Source organism: Bradyrhizobium oligotrophicum S58 (genome assembly GCF_000344805.1).
Taxonomy (GTDB): domain Bacteria; phylum Pseudomonadota; class Alphaproteobacteria; order Rhizobiales; family Xanthobacteraceae; genus Bradyrhizobium; species Bradyrhizobium oligotrophicum.
This window is the reverse complement of sequence record NC_020453.1, coordinates 205,629-219,647: the sequence shown is the minus strand read 5'-3', so window position 1 is coordinate 219,647 and position 14,019 is coordinate 205,629. Positions and strand designations below refer to the sequence as shown.

Sequence of the window (14,019 nt, the reverse complement as noted above, 5' to 3'; positions counted from 1 at the left end):
CTTGGTTAATCGATCGTCAATTGTTTCACGTGAAACAGGGCGCAAGGAACTCTCCGAGGTGTTTCACGTGAAACATCTGGGAATGGACCGTCGTGTTTCACGTGAAACACCGGAGATCCGACGCCAGCCAATGTTTCACGTGAAACGTCTTTCGAGCGTGACCCTCAGGCGCTAGATATCCCGGCATGAGTGAACATCTCACATCTTACGACGTCATCGTCATCGGCGGCGGCCATGCTGGCTGTGAAGCGGCCGCCGCCTCGGCGCGCATGGGCGCACGGACCGCGCTGGTTACCCATCAGTTCGCGACGGTCGGTGCGATGTCCTGCAATCCGGCGATCGGCGGGTTGGGTAAGGGACATCTGGTCCGCGAGGTCGACGCTCTCGATGGCCTTATGGGACGGGTCGCCGACGCTGGCGGCATCCAGTTCCGTGTGCTCAACCGCCGCAAGGGTCCGGCTGTCAGAGGTCCGCGCGCGCAGGCCGACCGGAAGCTCTATGCCGCCGCCATGCAGGCGGCGATCCGTGAGACCGCGAACCTCGAGGTGATCGAGGGAGAGGCGGATGAACTGATCGCTGCGGATGGCCACGTGACCGGCCTCAGGCTCGCTGATGGCCGCTTGTTCGCTTGCGGCGCCGTGGTGATCACGACCGGCACCTTCCTTCGTGGTCTGATCCATCTCGGCGAGAAGACCTGGCCGGCCGGCCGGGTCGGAGAAGCGCCGGCACTCGGGCTGTCTCGATCGCTCAAGGCCATCGGTCTCCGGCTTGGCCGTCTCAAGACCGGGACGCCGCCGCGCCTCGACGGCTCCACGATCGACTGGGCGGCGGTCGAGATGCAGCCCGGTGACGATCCGCTCGAGCCTTTCTCCGTCCTGACCGGCGAGATCACTACTCCACAGATCCAGTGCGGGATCACCCGGACCACCACGGCGACTCATGATTTGATCCGCGCCAATGTCCATCGCTCGCCGATGTACTCCGGCCAGATCAAGTCGACCGGTCCGCGCTACTGCCCCTCGGTCGAGGACAAGATCGTCCGCTTCGGCGATCGCGACGGCCACCAGATCTTCCTGGAGCCGGAGGGGCTCGACGACACCACAGTCTACCCGAACGGCATCTCGACCTCGCTGCCCGAGGAGGTCCAGCTCGCGCTGCTGCCGACGATCCCCGGCCTCGAACGCGTCCGCATGATCCGGCCGGGCTATGCCATCGAGTACGACCACGTCGATCCCCGTGAGCTGGAGCCGAGCCTGCAGACCAGGCGGATGAAGGGTCTGTTCCTCGCGGGTCAGATCAACGGCACGACGGGTTACGAGGAGGCCGCCGCCCAGGGTCTGGTGGCCGGGCTCAATGCCGCGCTTGCGGCGGGCGGCGGGGAGCCGATCGTGTTCGATCGCGCCGCCGGCTATCTCGGAGTGATGATCGATGACCTCGTGACGCGCGGGATCACCGAGCCGTATCGGATGTTCACCTCGCGCGCCGAGTATCGGCTCACGTTGCGGGCGGACAATGCGGATCAGCGTCTCACCGACAAGGGCATCGCGCTCGGCTGTGTCGGCGGTGATCGCGCGGGTTTCCATCGGACCAAGATGGCTGCGCTGGAGGCTGCTCGCTCGCTGGCGAAGTCGCTGACGATCACGCCCAACGAGGCGGCGAAGCACGGCCTCACCCTCAATCGGGACGGCCAACGCCGGTCGGCGTTCGAGCTGATGGCCTATCCGGAGATCGACTTCTCCGGTGTGCGAGCGGTCTGGCCCGAGCTTGGCGCGATTGACCCAGCCATCGCCGTCCATCTCGAGATCGACGCCAAGTACGACGTCTACGTGCGCCGGCAGAGTGAGGACGTCGATGCCTTCCGGCGGGACGAGGGCCTGGTGCTCGGCGACATCGACTATACGCTCGTGCCGGGTCTTTCGAACGAGGCGCGTGCGAAGCTGACGTCGGTGAGGCCGTGGACGATCGGGCAGGCGGGACGGATCGATGGCATGACACCGGCCGCGCTCGGAATTCTCGCGGCCTATCTCCGCCGTGAGGCGCGGCGCAACAAGGCGATGGGCTGAGGGCGTTTCACGTGAAACGATCATCGACATCCGTGACGCCCGACGCCATGGGAGCGGACAAGAAAGCGGCTCTGGCGCTGACTCCCGTTTCACGTGAAACAGAGCAGCGCCTCGATCGCTACATCGCGCTGCTGCTGGAATGGCAGGCCAAGACCAACCTGGTCGCGCCGTCGACCTTGCCGCATCTCTGGACCCGGCACATTTCGGATTCGCTGCAGCTTCTCGACCTCGCCCCCGACGCCCAGATCTGGGTCGACCTCGGCAGCGGCGGCGGCTTCCCCGGCGTCGTCCTCGCCTGCGCTTTGGCCGAGCGGCCCGGCGCCCAGGTCCATCTGGTCGAGCGTATCGCCAAGAAGGCAGCCTTCCTGCGCGAAGCAATTCGCGTCACCGGCTCACCTGGGATCGTGCATTTGTCAGAGATCGGGGATATCGTGGAGAAGTGGAGCGGGCGAGTCGATTGCGTGACCGCACGCGCGCTGGCTCCGCTACACCAACTCATCGGCTTTGCGGAGCCCTTGGTGAAAAAAGGCGCGAAGGCGCTGTTTCTCAAGGGTCAAGATGTAGAAGCGGAATTGACCGAATCTACTAAGTATTGGAAAATTGAGCCGAAACTTCACTCCAGCCGCACGGGCGGGCAAGGCTGGATCGTCGCAATCGATTGCATCGAACGGCGTAGCTGACCTCCGCTGAAGCAACCCAATCCAATGGCGATCACGCATGAGCGTAATTGATCAAATTTATCAAGAGGATAGAGCCCCGCAGCCGGAGGGCCATCCGCGCATCCTGGCGCTCGCCAACCAAAAGGGCGGGGTCGGCAAGACCACCACGGCCATCAATCTGGGCACGGCGCTCGCTGCCATCGGCGAGCGGGTGCTGATCGTCGATCTCGATCCGCAGGGCAACGCCTCGACCGGCCTCGGCATCGACCGCGGCAGCCGCAACTGCTCGACCTATGACGTGCTGATCGGCGAGGCGTCACTGCGCGACGCGGTGGTGCCGACCGCCGTGCCGCGGCTGCACATCGCGTCCTCGACGATGGACCTGTCGGGCCTCGAGCTGGAGCTTGGCTCCAGCGCCAACCGCGCCTTCCGCCTGCGCGACGCGATCGCCGGTCTCAACAACAACGTCTCGCCGGAGGGCGACTACACCTATGTGCTGGTCGACTGTCCGCCGTCGCTGAACCTGCTGACCGTCAACGCCATGGCGGCGTCGGACGCGATCCTGGTGCCGCTGCAGTGTGAGTTCTTCGCGCTCGAAGGTTTGTCGCAGCTGCTGCAGACGGTGGAGCAGGTGCGCTCGACCTTGAACCCGAACCTGTCGATCCACGGCATCGTGCTAACGATGTTCGACTCGCGCAACAACCTGTCGAACCAGGTCGTCGCAGACGTCCGGCAGTTCATGGGATCGAAGGTCTACAACACGATGATCCCGCGCAACGTGCGCATCTCGGAAGCGCCGTCTTACGGCAAGCCGGTCCTGGTCTATGATCTGAAGTGCGTCGGCAGCGAAGCCTATCTGAAGCTCGCGACCGAGGTCATCCAGCGCGAGCGCGACCTGCGCGCGAACTAAGACGGCAGGCGTCCGGACGACGCGAGCCGTCCGGACCTCATCCTTCATATGACGGCGCGTCTTGATATCGAGGCGCGCTTTGCATCGACCATCGTGGCCAGCGCGTGATGCGACGGCCGGATGGACGATCGTCGGGCGTCAAGGCAGGCGGAGTGTGACGTGAATTCAAGGGAGAAGGCGATGGCGGACGAGTCGCGATCGCGATTGGGCCGGGGCCTTGCAAGTCTGATCGGTGACGTCGGTCGCGAGGCGGGAGCGCCGCCGGAGCGGCCGCGCAATCAGCGCAAGGTGCCGATCGAGTTTCTCAAGCCGAACCCGCGCAATCCGCGCAAGACGTTTTCCGATGCCGAGCTCGCCGAGCTGTCGGCGTCGATCAAGCAGCATGGCGTGATCCAGCCAATCGTGGTGCGCCCGGTGAAGGGCCAGCAGGACCGGTTCGAGATCATCGCCGGCGAGCGGCGCTGGCGTGCCTCGCAGGCGGCCGGCCTGCACGAGGTGCCGATCGTCCCGGTCGATGTCAGCGACAGCGACGCGCTCGAGCTCGCCATCATCGAGAACGTGCAGCGCGAGGACCTCAATCCGATGGAGGAGGCGCAGGGCTATCATGCGCTCGCCAACGAGTTCAAACGCAACCAGGAAGACATCGCCAAGATCGTCGGCAAGAGCCGCAGCCACGTCGCCAACATGATGCGGCTGACCAAGCTGCCGGCCGAGGTGCAGGGCTTCATCGCGACGGGCCAGATCTCCGCCGGCCATGCGCGCGCGCTGATCAATTTGCCGGATCCGATGTCGGCGGCGAAGAAGATCATCGCCGAAGGGCTCAACGTCCGCCAGACCGAAGCGCTGGCGCATGAGGAGGGCGTGCCGGAGCGCAAGCCGCAGAAGCCGCGCAGCGGCGGCAGTGCGGCGCCCGAGAAGAAGGACGCCGACACCCTTGCGCTGGAGAAGCGCGTCGGCGACGCGCTCGGTCTCACCCTCTCGATCAGCCACCGCGACCCCGGTGGCACCGTGCAGATCACCTACCGCAGCCTCGAACAGCTCGACGAGGTGATGCGGCGGCTGGAGCAGGGCTAGTCGCGGGTTTGGTGGCTCTCACGGCGTCGCCGCGGCAACGCCTCGGGCTCTCAAGAGTTTGTTGCTCCGCTCTCTTCTTCGTCATGGCCGGGCTTGACCCGGCCATCCATCTTTTGGACGACTTCGCTCGAAGTGGATGGATGCCCGGGTCAAGCCCGGGCATGACGAGCTACTCATTTGACGTATGGTCTTTGCTACCTAATAGTGGCGGCTCAAGGTCATCGCAGCTCTCTCCTCTGGCATTCCGGGGCGTGCGCAGCACGAGCCCGGAATCCATCTCACGGCAGATGATGCGGCCTGATGGATTCCGGGCTCGCCGCGCTGGCGCGCGTCGCCCCGGAATGACGACGGAGATCGGAGGGACGTCTCGGCCTTCGTCAGAGATTTTGCGGCTCGCGAACGGCAGAAGAAGCCTAAGGACCGATCATCCTTTCCGCCGTGCGTTCACCGCAATCGACAACAACGTCCGCTGTGCGATCGCAGCGGCCAAGCCGGGCTGCTTGCGCATGTCCAGCGCAGCCGTCGCGAGCTGATCAATAATTGGCAGCAGCCGGGCAGGGGAGAAATTGCGCAGCGCGGTTTCGGCGCTCGGCTTGCGCGAGAAATGCAGCCGCGGAAAGCCGCCTTCGAGGATGGCCGACACGGGTGTGCCGGACGCGACGGCCAGCGCCGATTTGTGCAGCCAGGCCGCGTGGCGTTGCGCCGCCGAGATGATCACGCCGGGATAGGTGCCGGCGATCATCGCCTTGCCGAACTCGGTTTCGACCATTTCGGGCTTGCCGCCAAAGGCGCCGTCCACGATCGGATCGAGCTTCATCTCGGAGGCGTCGGCGACCACGGCCATCACGTGGTCGAGCGTCACCTCACCTTCGCCATGGGCAAACAGGGTCAGCTTGCGCAGCTCGTTGCGCGAGGCCTGGCGGTCGCCGCCGAGCAGCGCCATCAGATAGGCGCGGGCCTCCGGCGAGATGCGCAGCGAGGCCAAGCGCAATTCTTCGTCGATCAGCCTGGCGAGGTCGCGCTCGGTGTCCGGGTAGCAGCCGATGGCCACCGCCGTCCTGGCCTTCTCGCAGATCTTGCGCAGCGGCGAATCCGGCCTGACGTCGCCGGCCTCGATCACGATGCGACAATCCCGCACGTCCATCTCGCTCAGCGTCTCGACGCCGCTGGCAAAATTTCGCGAGCCGGCGCGGACCCGGATGGCGCGGCGGCCGCCGAACAGCGGTACGGTCATGGCTTCGTCGACCAGCCGCGACGGCTCGGCGGCGAGCTCGTCGCCGTCCAGCCTGACCACGGAAAACGGATCGTCGGGATTGTCGACGGCCGACGCAATCAGCGCCTCGGCCCGTTCGCGGACAAGGCCGGCATCGGGACCGTACAGCAGGATCAGCGGGTGGCCTGCATCCGGTCTGGCAAGGAAGGCGTCGATGTCTTTTCCGCGCAGCGCGACCACGGCGGTTTCCGCCGTGAGTCAGGTGCCCGCGGTGAAGTAGGCCGCGAGCCGGGTCTTGATCTTCTCGGCGACCTCCTCAGAGGCGCGATCCTCGGCGTCACGGAACGCGCGCTGCCGGGCGAACCGCTGGTACGAACCGGGGATGTCGTAGGACGTGCGCGCGAAGGTCGTGCCGGTCATCACCGACTTGTTGGTGGCCAGCTCGACCAGATTGTACTGCACGTCGAGGCCGACATTCTCCGTGGTTGGCAGGCCGGTCGTCTGCGAGACGATCAGGGAGGACCGGCTGGTCTGGAATTTCAGCACCAGCTTGTGGGTCGGGGCCGTGCCGGTCGCGGTACCGTAGAGCTTGAAGGCGAGCGCGTTGCGAATGTCGACGCCGATGCGGGCCTCGGGGGAGGCATTCGGCTTGTCGACCGGCGGCAGCTCGACACCCATCAGCTTGTCGCGCAGGCCCGGCGTGCCGTCGGCATGCTCGGCATACATCGGCTGGAAGCAGCCGGCCGTCAGCCCGGCCAATGCGGCTACGGCAACCAGGCGTGCAGCGATCCGGAACCTAGCCGACGACATTCACGATCCTCTTGGGAACAATGATCACCTTGCGGACGGGTTTGCCATCCAGCGCCAGTTTTACTGCATCGAGCGCCAAAACGGCAGACTCAATTTCCGGATTCTGCGCGTTGCTGGCGACTGTGACTTCTCCGCGCTTCTTGCCATTGACCTGGACCACCAGGGTCATGCTGTCCTCAACCAGCAAATCTCGTTCGATTTGCGGCCAGGAGGCCTCCGAGATCAGCCCGGTCTGGCCCAGCGCCTGCCAGCATTCCTCGGCCAGATGCGGCATCATCGGCGAGAACAGCTGCACCAGGATCCCTGCGGCCTCGCGGATCGCCCACGCCAGGTCCGGCGCCGGCGCGGTCGGCCGGCCCAGCACCTCGGCCAGCGCATTGGCGAATTCCCGGATGTGCGCCAGGCAGACGTTGAAATGCAGCCGTTCGATGCCGCCGGTCACCTTGTCGAGAGCGCCATGCGCGGCCTTGCGCAGCGCCAGGGCATCGGCACCGAACGCGGCCGGGCGGGAGGAGGGCGCCTCCGCGGCAGCAGCAACCGATTCGTTCACCAGCCGCCACAGCCGCTGGACGAAGCGCGATGCGCCCTGCACCCGCTCGTCGCTCCAGATCACGTCGCGATCCGGCGGAGAGTCCGACAGCATGAACCAGCGCGCGACGTCGGCGCCGTAGCTCTCGATGATGTCGTCGGGGTCGACCGTGTTCTTCTTCGACTTCGACATCTTCTCGATCGGGCCGACATTGATGTCTTCGCCGGTTGCAGTCAGCACCGCGCGGCGGCCGTTGCCGCCGACCTCGATCTTGACCTCCGCCGGGGTGACATAGGTGCCGTCGGCTTTCTGGTAGGTCTCGTGGACCACCATGCCCTGCGTGAACATGCCGGCGAACGGCTCGTCCATCGCGACGTGGCCGGTGGCCTTCATCGCGCGGGTGAAGAACCGGCTGTAGAGCAGATGCAGGATCGCGTGCTCGACGCCGCCGATATACTGGTCGACCGGCATCATCCGGTTGGCGACCGCAGGCGTCGTCGGCGAGGCCTCGTTCCATGGATCGGTGAAGCGCGCAAAGTACCAGGACGAATCCACGAAGGTGTCCATGGTGTCGGTCTCGCGCTGCGCCTTGCCGCCGCATTGGGGGCAGGTGACGTGCTTCCAGCTCGGATGATGGTCGAGCGCATTGCCCGGCTTGTCGAAGCTGACGTCGTCAGGCAGCACGACCGGCAGCTCCGGCGCCGGCACGATATCGCAGCTCGGGCAATGGATCACCGGGATCGGGCAGCCCCAATAGCGCTGGCGCGAGATGCCCCAATCGCGCAGGCGGAAATTGACCTGGCGCTCGCCGACCGGCGCTCCGCCGCGCTGCTCGCTCTCTAGCCGCTTGGCGACCTCTTCCTTGGCCTGGGCGATCGTCATACCGTCCAGGAAGCGGGAATTGATCATGCGGCCGTCGCCGTCATAGGCCGTATCGGTGATGACGAAGCTCGCCGGGTCTTGCCCTTCGGGGCAGACCACCGGCGTGTTGCCGAGGCCGTATTTGTTGACGAAGTCGAGGTCGCGCTGGTCATGCGCCGGGCAGCCGAAGATGGCGCCGGTGCCGTATTCCATCAGCACGAAATTGGCGACATAGACCGGCAGCGTCCAGCTCGGGTCGAACGGATGCACGGCCCGGATGCCGGTGTCGAAGCCCTGCTTCTCCGCAGTATCGATCGCCTCCTGCGCGGTGCCGATCCGCTTGATCTCGGCGACGAACGCGGCGAGTTCCGGGTTCTTGGCTGCCGCCGCCTGGGCCAGCGGATGGTCGGCCGAGATCGCCATGAACTTGGCGCCGAACAGCGTGTCCGGCCGGGTCGTGAAGATCTTCAACTCGGACTCGCCTGAAGGCGTCGTCGCCGGATCGAGCGCGAAGCGGATCAGCAGGCCCTCCGAGCGGCCGATCCAGTTGCGTTGCATCAGCCGCACCTTGTCCGGCCAGCGGTCCAGTCCGTCCAGCGCGTCCAGCAGCTCCTGCGCGTACTTCGTGATCTTGAACACCCACTGGTTCATCTCACGCTGTTCGACCACCGCACCGGAGCGCCAGCCGCGACCGTCGATGACCTGCTCGTTGGCGAGCACGGTTATGTCGACCGGATCCCAATTCACCTTGCGCTTCTCGCGCTCGACCAGCCCCGCCTGCATGAAGTCGAGGAACATCTTCTGCTGGTGCTTGTAGTAGGATGGATCGCAGGTCGCGAACTCGCGGGCCCAGTCGAGCGACAGGCCGATCGAGCGCAGCTGCTTCTTCATCGCGGCGATGTTGTCGTAGGTCCACGCCTTCGGCGCGACCTTGCGCTCGATCGCTGCATTCTCCGCCGGCAGGCCGAACGCATCCCAACCCATCGGGTGCAGGACGTTGAAACCTTTTGCGCGCATGAAGCGGGCCAGTACGTCACCGAGCGTATAATTACGGACGTGGCCGATATGGATGCGTCCCGACGGATAGGGAAACATCTCGAGTACGTAGTATTTCGGACGCGGATCGTCGTTCTTGGTGGCGAAGATCGCCTTCTCGTCCCACTGGCGCTGCCAGCGCGGCTCGGCTTCACGGGCGTTGTAGCGTTCGGATGTCATGGAATCGCTTATAATTTTCGAGGATTCGCGTCGTTTTTCGACGGCGGACTAGGCCACAAAAGCGGCACCTCGGTCAATGGGGCGGCAGATGATGATACCATTTCGAGCACCAGCTAAGCGATGGTAATCGCGAGTTTTTTTGCAGGCCGCGGCCGGCGTGTCGGAGGTCGGGTTGAGGCACGGTTAAGACTTGAATGGGAGACTGAGTGCATACATTCAGGCTTCAAGCCCGCATCTGGGATCACTCCACATCGTGTCCGGCGCTACGTTCGACGAGCTTGACTTCGAGTACGCGACGACTGTCGCGGAAAAGGCCATGAAATCCATGGCTCAACAGCGCGTGCCACCGACGCCTAACAACTTCCATCTGTGGTTCAAATACTCACTGGGCTCGGCGTCCGACCTCAAGCGCGCGGTCGACATCCTCGTCAGCAACAAGCGCAAGTTCGACAAGACCACGAACCAGGCGCTGTTCGACACCTATATCGGCCAGCAGGGCACGGAAGCTGCGGTCGTCCACAAAGTCTCGCAGCAGTTGCATGGCGTGATGGACTCCGCCAAGAACTACTTGACGGCTGCGATCGCCGACAACCGCACGCATATGGAGGCGATCGATGGCGTCGCCGAACGCAGCGAGCAGGGCGTCGATCCGAAGATCCTCATCGAGAATCTCGTCAGCGAGCTCGCCCAGGCGACTGCGCGCGCCGCGAAACTCGAGGCGAGCTTCGCCGAGAAGTCTCGCGAGCTCGACACCATCAGGGATTCGCTCAACAGATCTGAGCAGCGCGCGCGGACCGATACGCTGACGGGGCTTCCGAACCGCCGTGCTCTCGAAGAGTTCTTCCGCCACGTCCAGATCGAATCCATGGAGAGGGACGAGCCGCTCAGCATTCTTCTGATCGACGTCGACCACTTCAAGAAGTTCAACGACAATTACGGCCATGGTGTCGGCGACCAGGTGCTGCGCCTCGTGGCCAAGGCGCTGCGTGAACGCGTGCGCGAAAAGGATCTGCCGGCGCGCTACGGCGGCGAGGAGCTGATCGCGGTGTTGCCGCAGACGGATCTCGAGGGATGCACCGCGATCGCCGATCGCATCCGTCGGACCATCGCCGACTGCCAGTTCACGCGGCGATCGACTGGCGAGGTGCTGCCGCAGATCACGGTGTCGATCGGCGTCGGCCAGTTCCAGTTCGGCGAATCGATGGCCGATCTGATCGACCGCTGTGACCGCGCGCTCTATCTGGCCAAGAAGCTCGGGCGCAACCGCGTCGTCACCGAGCTGGAGCTCGACCGCAAGCTCGCCGTCGGCTGATCGTCTCCCAACTCATCAAGCTGGCTCAGCCGACGCGGGCCACGTTGCTTTCGCTGTCGTCGCTCTCGTCGACATCGACGAAGCCATGCGCGACCACCGCGTTGCGGCCGCGATGCTTGGCGGCATAGAGCGCCGCATCGGCCGCTTCGATCAGATCGGATGGGGCGAGCAAGTCGTTGGGCCGCGCGCTGGCGACGCCGACACTGACGGTGACGCACTGATGGGCGGACGTCGCATGCGGCAGCTCCAGATCCAGCACCGCGGTGCGCACCTGCTCGCCGACCTCCAGCGCTTCGCTCGCATTCATGCCGGGCAGCAGCAAACAGAACTCCTCGCCGCCATAGCGGCCGGCAAAGGCCGTCGTTGCGCCCGCGATCTGCGCCAGCGCCTCCCCGAGCCGTGACAGGCAGGCGTCACCCTCGGGATGGCCGTAGGTGTCGTTGTAGAGCTTGAAATGATCGACATCGATCATCAACAGCGAGACCTCGCTGTCGGTCTGCTGCGCGCGTTCCCATTCGACGTCGATTCGGTTCTGAAAGCCGCGGCGATTGGCAAGGCCCGAGAGCATGTCGATCGACGCCATCACCGTCAGCCGGTCGTTGGCGGCGACCAGCTCGCGCTCGCGCTGGCCGAGCTTGGCGGCCATCGCATTGAACGACTTCGCCAGCGGCACGAACTCCGACGGCAGGTTCTTGGTGGCGACGCGCGCCGACCAGTGGCCGAGGCCGAAGCGCTTGGCCGTTGCAGCGAGCATGTTGACGGGACCGACGATGAGCTTCTCGGCCGCAATCAGCGCGCCCAGCAGCACGATCAGGCACACCAGGCCAGCCTGCAGATAGGCGTTGTGGATCTCGCGGTCGATCGCGGCGGTGACGCGGGTCTCGTCGATGCTGACGATCAGGCGCGACCCGGTGTCGGCAATGCGCGTGAAGGTGATCGCCCGCTTGGAGCCATCGGCCGCCGTGAAGCTCGTCGTCTCCGTCGGCTTGCTCGAGCTCATCGCGCTCTCGGCGACGGCCGACAACAACGGGACACTGTCGAGCGGCCGCCCGATCAGCTCGGTGCGGTCCGCCGGCGCCGCGAGCACGGTTCCTTCGCTGTCGATCAGCACCGCCGTGATGCCGGGCCGGCCGCCAAGATTGCTCATGATCTTGGACATCCATTCCAGATTCACGCTGGCCAGCATGACGGCGTCAGGTTCGCCGGTGATCGCGGCGACCGGATAGGCGGCCATCACGATCGGCATGTGGGTCGGCTTGGACAGCAGATAGTCGCTGAAGACGAAATCGCGCGCTTCCTGGGCGCCGCGGAAATACGGCCGATCACTGAAATCGAGCCCGACATACTGGTTATTCGTCGAGCATTGGATGCGGCCGTCGCGACCGGCGATCATCAGGGTGCGAATCCAGGGCAGCGTCGCCGGCAGGCTGGCGCGCATCATGTCGCAGCTGCGGCTCACGCCGGTGGCCGACGCCCGGACATAGGCGGTCGACTTCAGCACGGTCTCGACCGACATGATGACCTCGCGCTGCATGTCGGCGCTTTGTCGGGCGAGAGCGAAGAATTCCTCGGAAGCGAGCGCAATCTGCCGGGTCCTGGCGCTTTCCAGGGAGCGCGTGCGCTCCAGCATCAGCGGCGCGACCAGGATCAGGGCCAGCAGCGCCAGGCGCGCGCGGATCCCCAAGAGCCGGTTCAGCTTCACTCTATTGCGATTGAAGCGGATGCTTGGCATTTCTTTCCCCTACCCCGGCGTGCAGGGTAAGGAGAAGGGTTCAAGAACCCTTTCTCGAACTCCGTAAAATTGCAGCCAAACCCGTGAATCTACCGACCGACGGACGCTATCGTGCCTGATTTGAACGCCTCACCCTCGTCTTCGCCATCTGCCCTCGCCGCCGTCGAGGAGGAAATCCTGCGTGCCTGCAGCGACGCCAAACGCGATCGCGGCTCCGTCACGCTGATCGCGGTGTCGAAGACCTTCGCCGCCGACGCGATCGCGCCGGTGATCGCGGCCGGACAGCGCGTGTTCGGCGAGAATCGCGTCCAGGAGGCGAAGGGAAAATGGCCGGCGCTGATGTCGGCGCATCCGGGGCTGTCGCTGCACCTGATCGGGCCGCTGCAATCCAACAAGGCGAAAGAGGCAGTGGCGCTGTTCGACGCGATTCATTCGGTCGACCGGCCGAGCCTCTGCGCCGCGCTGGCCAAGGAGATCGCCGCCCAGGGCCGGCATCCGCAGCTGTTCGTCCAGCTCAACACCGGCGAGGAGCCGCAGAAGGCGGGGATCGCGCCGGGTGACGCCGATGCCTTCATTACTGCCTGTCGCAGGGATTACGGGCTCGAGATTTCGGGCCTGATGTGCATTCCGCCGGTCGAGGACCCGCCGGGGCCGCATTTTGCGCTGACGGCCAAGATCGCCGCGCGCAATGGCCTTGCGAATCTGTCGATGGGCATGAGCGCCGATTTCGCCATCGCGATTCAGTTCGGCGCCACCCATGTGCGGGTCGGCTCGGCGATCTTCGGGCATCGCTGAGGGACCCTACCTCCATCCTTGCGAGCACTGCGCTCGCGATGATGGCGAGTCAGCCGAATCGCACCGACACCTGTCCCAGATCGCCGAAGTCGGCCTCCATGACATCACCGCTGCCGATCGGTAGCGGCGGATGACAGGTGCCGGTCGTGATCACCTGCCCTGCCCGCGCGATGATGCCGAGCCCGCGCAGCTCGTTGACCAGCCAGGCCAGCGCTATCAGGGGATCACCGAGCACGTTGCGGCCATGGCCGATGAAGGTTTCGCCGCGCAGCGTGATGCGCGGCCGCTCCTCGATCAGGTCCCGGCTGCGCCAGTCGGCGGTGGCCGGCGCGCCCAGCACGAACAGATGCGCGCAGGCATTGTCGGCGATCAGCTGCGCCTCGCCGGCGCTGACGAAATCGGCAAACCGCGAATCGGGAATCTCGATGGCCGGATGCAGCGTCTCGACGGCGGCGAGCACCTCGCCGACATCATAAGGTGTCGGCCGTGGCAGCAGGTCCTTTCCCAGGCGGAAGGCAAATTCCGGCTCGGCGACCCGCATGGCATTGCCGGCCATCGCTGCGGTGCCACCGACCGGCAGCACCGTCTCGGCCAAAATTCGTCCGGCCATCGGACCGGCGACGTTGATGTGCCGCTGGCCGGCTTCGCTGGTGGCGGCGATCTTCCACCCGAACAGCGGCTGATCCGACCGGGTCTCGATCTCGGCCTGGATCGCATAGCCCTCGATGCGGTCCCGCGGACGCAGATCGGGCGGCAGCGCCGCCAGCTTGCGACCCTCGCGCCAATGCTCGCGCAGGATGCCCGAGGCGCTGGCAGGCTGGTCCGGTCCGCGCATGATGTCCTCCC

General features: G+C 65.2%; 11 protein-coding genes. 6 read left to right on the top strand and 5 right to left on the bottom strand.

The window, feature by feature from the left end; translation table 11 throughout:
* Positions 1-185 precede the first annotated feature (185 nt).
* The 4 genes from mnmG to S58_RS01020 all read left to right on the top strand — a co-directional run bounded on the left by mnmG (position 186) and on the right by S58_RS01020 (position 4,706).
* Positions 186-2,063: a tRNA uridine-5-carboxymethylaminomethyl(34) synthesis enzyme MnmG gene (mnmG, locus tag S58_RS01035; protein WP_015663365.1), complete on the top strand. Its 1,878-nt coding sequence runs from the start codon at positions 186-188 to the stop codon at positions 2,061-2,063.
* A gap of 47 nt (positions 2,064-2,110) precedes the next feature.
* Positions 2,111-2,743, top strand: coding sequence for a 16S rRNA (guanine(527)-N(7))-methyltransferase RsmG (gene rsmG, locus S58_RS01030; protein ID WP_144058463.1), 633 nt, complete (start codon positions 2,111-2,113; stop codon positions 2,741-2,743).
* A 37-nt stretch (positions 2,744-2,780) separates the two neighbouring features.
* Positions 2,781-3,632 carry a ParA family protein gene (locus tag S58_RS01025; protein ID WP_015663363.1) on the top strand — a complete coding sequence of 284 codons (852 nt, stop codon included), beginning with the start codon at positions 2,781-2,783 and terminating at the stop codon, positions 3,630-3,632.
* A gap of 180 nt (positions 3,633-3,812) precedes the next feature.
* Positions 3,813-4,706: a ParB/RepB/Spo0J family partition protein gene (locus S58_RS01020; protein ID WP_015663362.1), complete on the top strand. Its 894-nt coding sequence runs from the start codon at positions 3,813-3,815 to the stop codon at positions 4,704-4,706.
* Positions 4,707-5,130: 424 nt separating this feature from the next.
* On the opposite strand, the gene holA is transcribed toward S58_RS01020, so the two are convergent.
* Genes holA through leuS form a run of 3 tightly spaced genes read right to left on the bottom strand, consistent with a single transcriptional unit; the run spans position 5,131 to position 9,334 of the window.
* Positions 5,131-6,159: a DNA polymerase III subunit delta gene (holA, locus tag S58_RS01015; protein WP_015663361.1), complete on the bottom strand. Its 1,029-nt coding sequence runs from the start codon at positions 6,157-6,159 to the stop codon at positions 5,131-5,133.
* 18 nt (positions 6,160-6,177) lie between these two features.
* Positions 6,178-6,729: an LPS assembly lipoprotein LptE gene (gene lptE / locus S58_RS01010; protein WP_015663360.1), complete on the bottom strand. Its 552-nt coding sequence runs from the start codon at positions 6,727-6,729 to the stop codon at positions 6,178-6,180.
* Positions 6,716-9,334: a leucine--tRNA ligase gene (gene leuS, locus S58_RS01005; RefSeq protein ID WP_015663359.1), complete on the bottom strand. Its 2,619-nt coding sequence runs from the start codon at positions 9,332-9,334 to the stop codon at positions 6,716-6,718. Before leuS ends, lptE begins: the two co-directional genes overlap by 14 nt.
* Before the next feature lie 325 nt (positions 9,335-9,659).
* Here leuS and S58_RS01000 point away from each other — a divergent pair, with 325 nt between their 5' ends.
* Positions 9,660-10,646, top strand: a complete 987-nt coding sequence (locus tag S58_RS01000) for a GGDEF domain-containing protein (protein WP_015663358.1) — start codon at positions 9,660-9,662, stop codon at positions 10,644-10,646.
* A gap of 25 nt (positions 10,647-10,671) precedes the next feature.
* Here the strand turns inward: S58_RS01000 and S58_RS00995 are convergent, their stop codons facing one another.
* Positions 10,672-12,378 (bottom strand): sensor domain-containing diguanylate cyclase, encoded by a 1,707-nt coding sequence (locus tag S58_RS00995; RefSeq protein ID WP_015663357.1) that lies wholly within the window; start codon positions 12,376-12,378, stop codon positions 10,672-10,674.
* A 111-nt stretch (positions 12,379-12,489) separates the two neighbouring features.
* On the opposite strand from S58_RS00995, the gene S58_RS00990 reads away from it, so the two are divergent.
* Entirely contained in the window at positions 12,490-13,173 is a 684-nt protein-coding gene (locus tag S58_RS00990) for a YggS family pyridoxal phosphate-dependent enzyme (RefSeq protein WP_015663356.1), read from the top strand.
* A 49-nt stretch (positions 13,174-13,222) separates the two neighbouring features.
* Here S58_RS00990 and S58_RS00985 read toward each other — a convergent pair whose 3' ends face one another.
* Positions 13,223-14,008, bottom strand: a complete 786-nt coding sequence (locus S58_RS00985) for a 2-keto-4-pentenoate hydratase (protein ID WP_042340475.1) — start codon at positions 14,006-14,008, stop codon at positions 13,223-13,225.
* Between the last annotated feature and the right edge of the window lie 11 nt (positions 14,009-14,019).

What these genes read in the sequence shown, in the direction of transcription:
- S58_RS01020 (WP_015663362.1), top strand. Translation starts at nt 3,813, where the DNA reads ATGGCGGACGAGTCGCGATCGCGATTGGGCCGGGGCCTTGCAAGTCTG.
- leuS (WP_015663359.1), bottom strand. Translation starts at nt 9,334, where the DNA reads ATGACATCCGAACGCTACAACGCCCGTGAAGCCGAGCCGCGCTGGCAG.
- lptE (WP_015663360.1), bottom strand. Translation starts at nt 6,729, where the DNA reads ATGTCGTCGGCTAGGTTCCGGATCGCTGCACGCCTGGTTGCCGTAGCC.
- mnmG (WP_015663365.1), top strand. Translation starts at nt 186, where the DNA reads ATGAGTGAACATCTCACATCTTACGACGTCATCGTCATCGGCGGCGGC.
- S58_RS00985 (WP_042340475.1), bottom strand. Translation starts at nt 14,008, where the DNA reads ATGCGCGGACCGGACCAGCCTGCCAGCGCCTCGGGCATCCTGCGCGAG.
- S58_RS01025 (WP_015663363.1), top strand. Translation starts at nt 2,781, where the DNA reads ATGAGCGTAATTGATCAAATTTATCAAGAGGATAGAGCCCCGCAGCCG.
- S58_RS00995 (WP_015663357.1), bottom strand. Translation starts at nt 12,378, where the DNA reads ATGCCAAGCATCCGCTTCAATCGCAATAGAGTGAAGCTGAACCGGCTC.
- rsmG (WP_144058463.1), top strand. Translation starts at nt 2,111, where the DNA reads ATGGGAGCGGACAAGAAAGCGGCTCTGGCGCTGACTCCCGTTTCACGT.
- S58_RS01000 (WP_015663358.1), top strand. Translation starts at nt 9,660, where the DNA reads ATGGCTCAACAGCGCGTGCCACCGACGCCTAACAACTTCCATCTGTGG.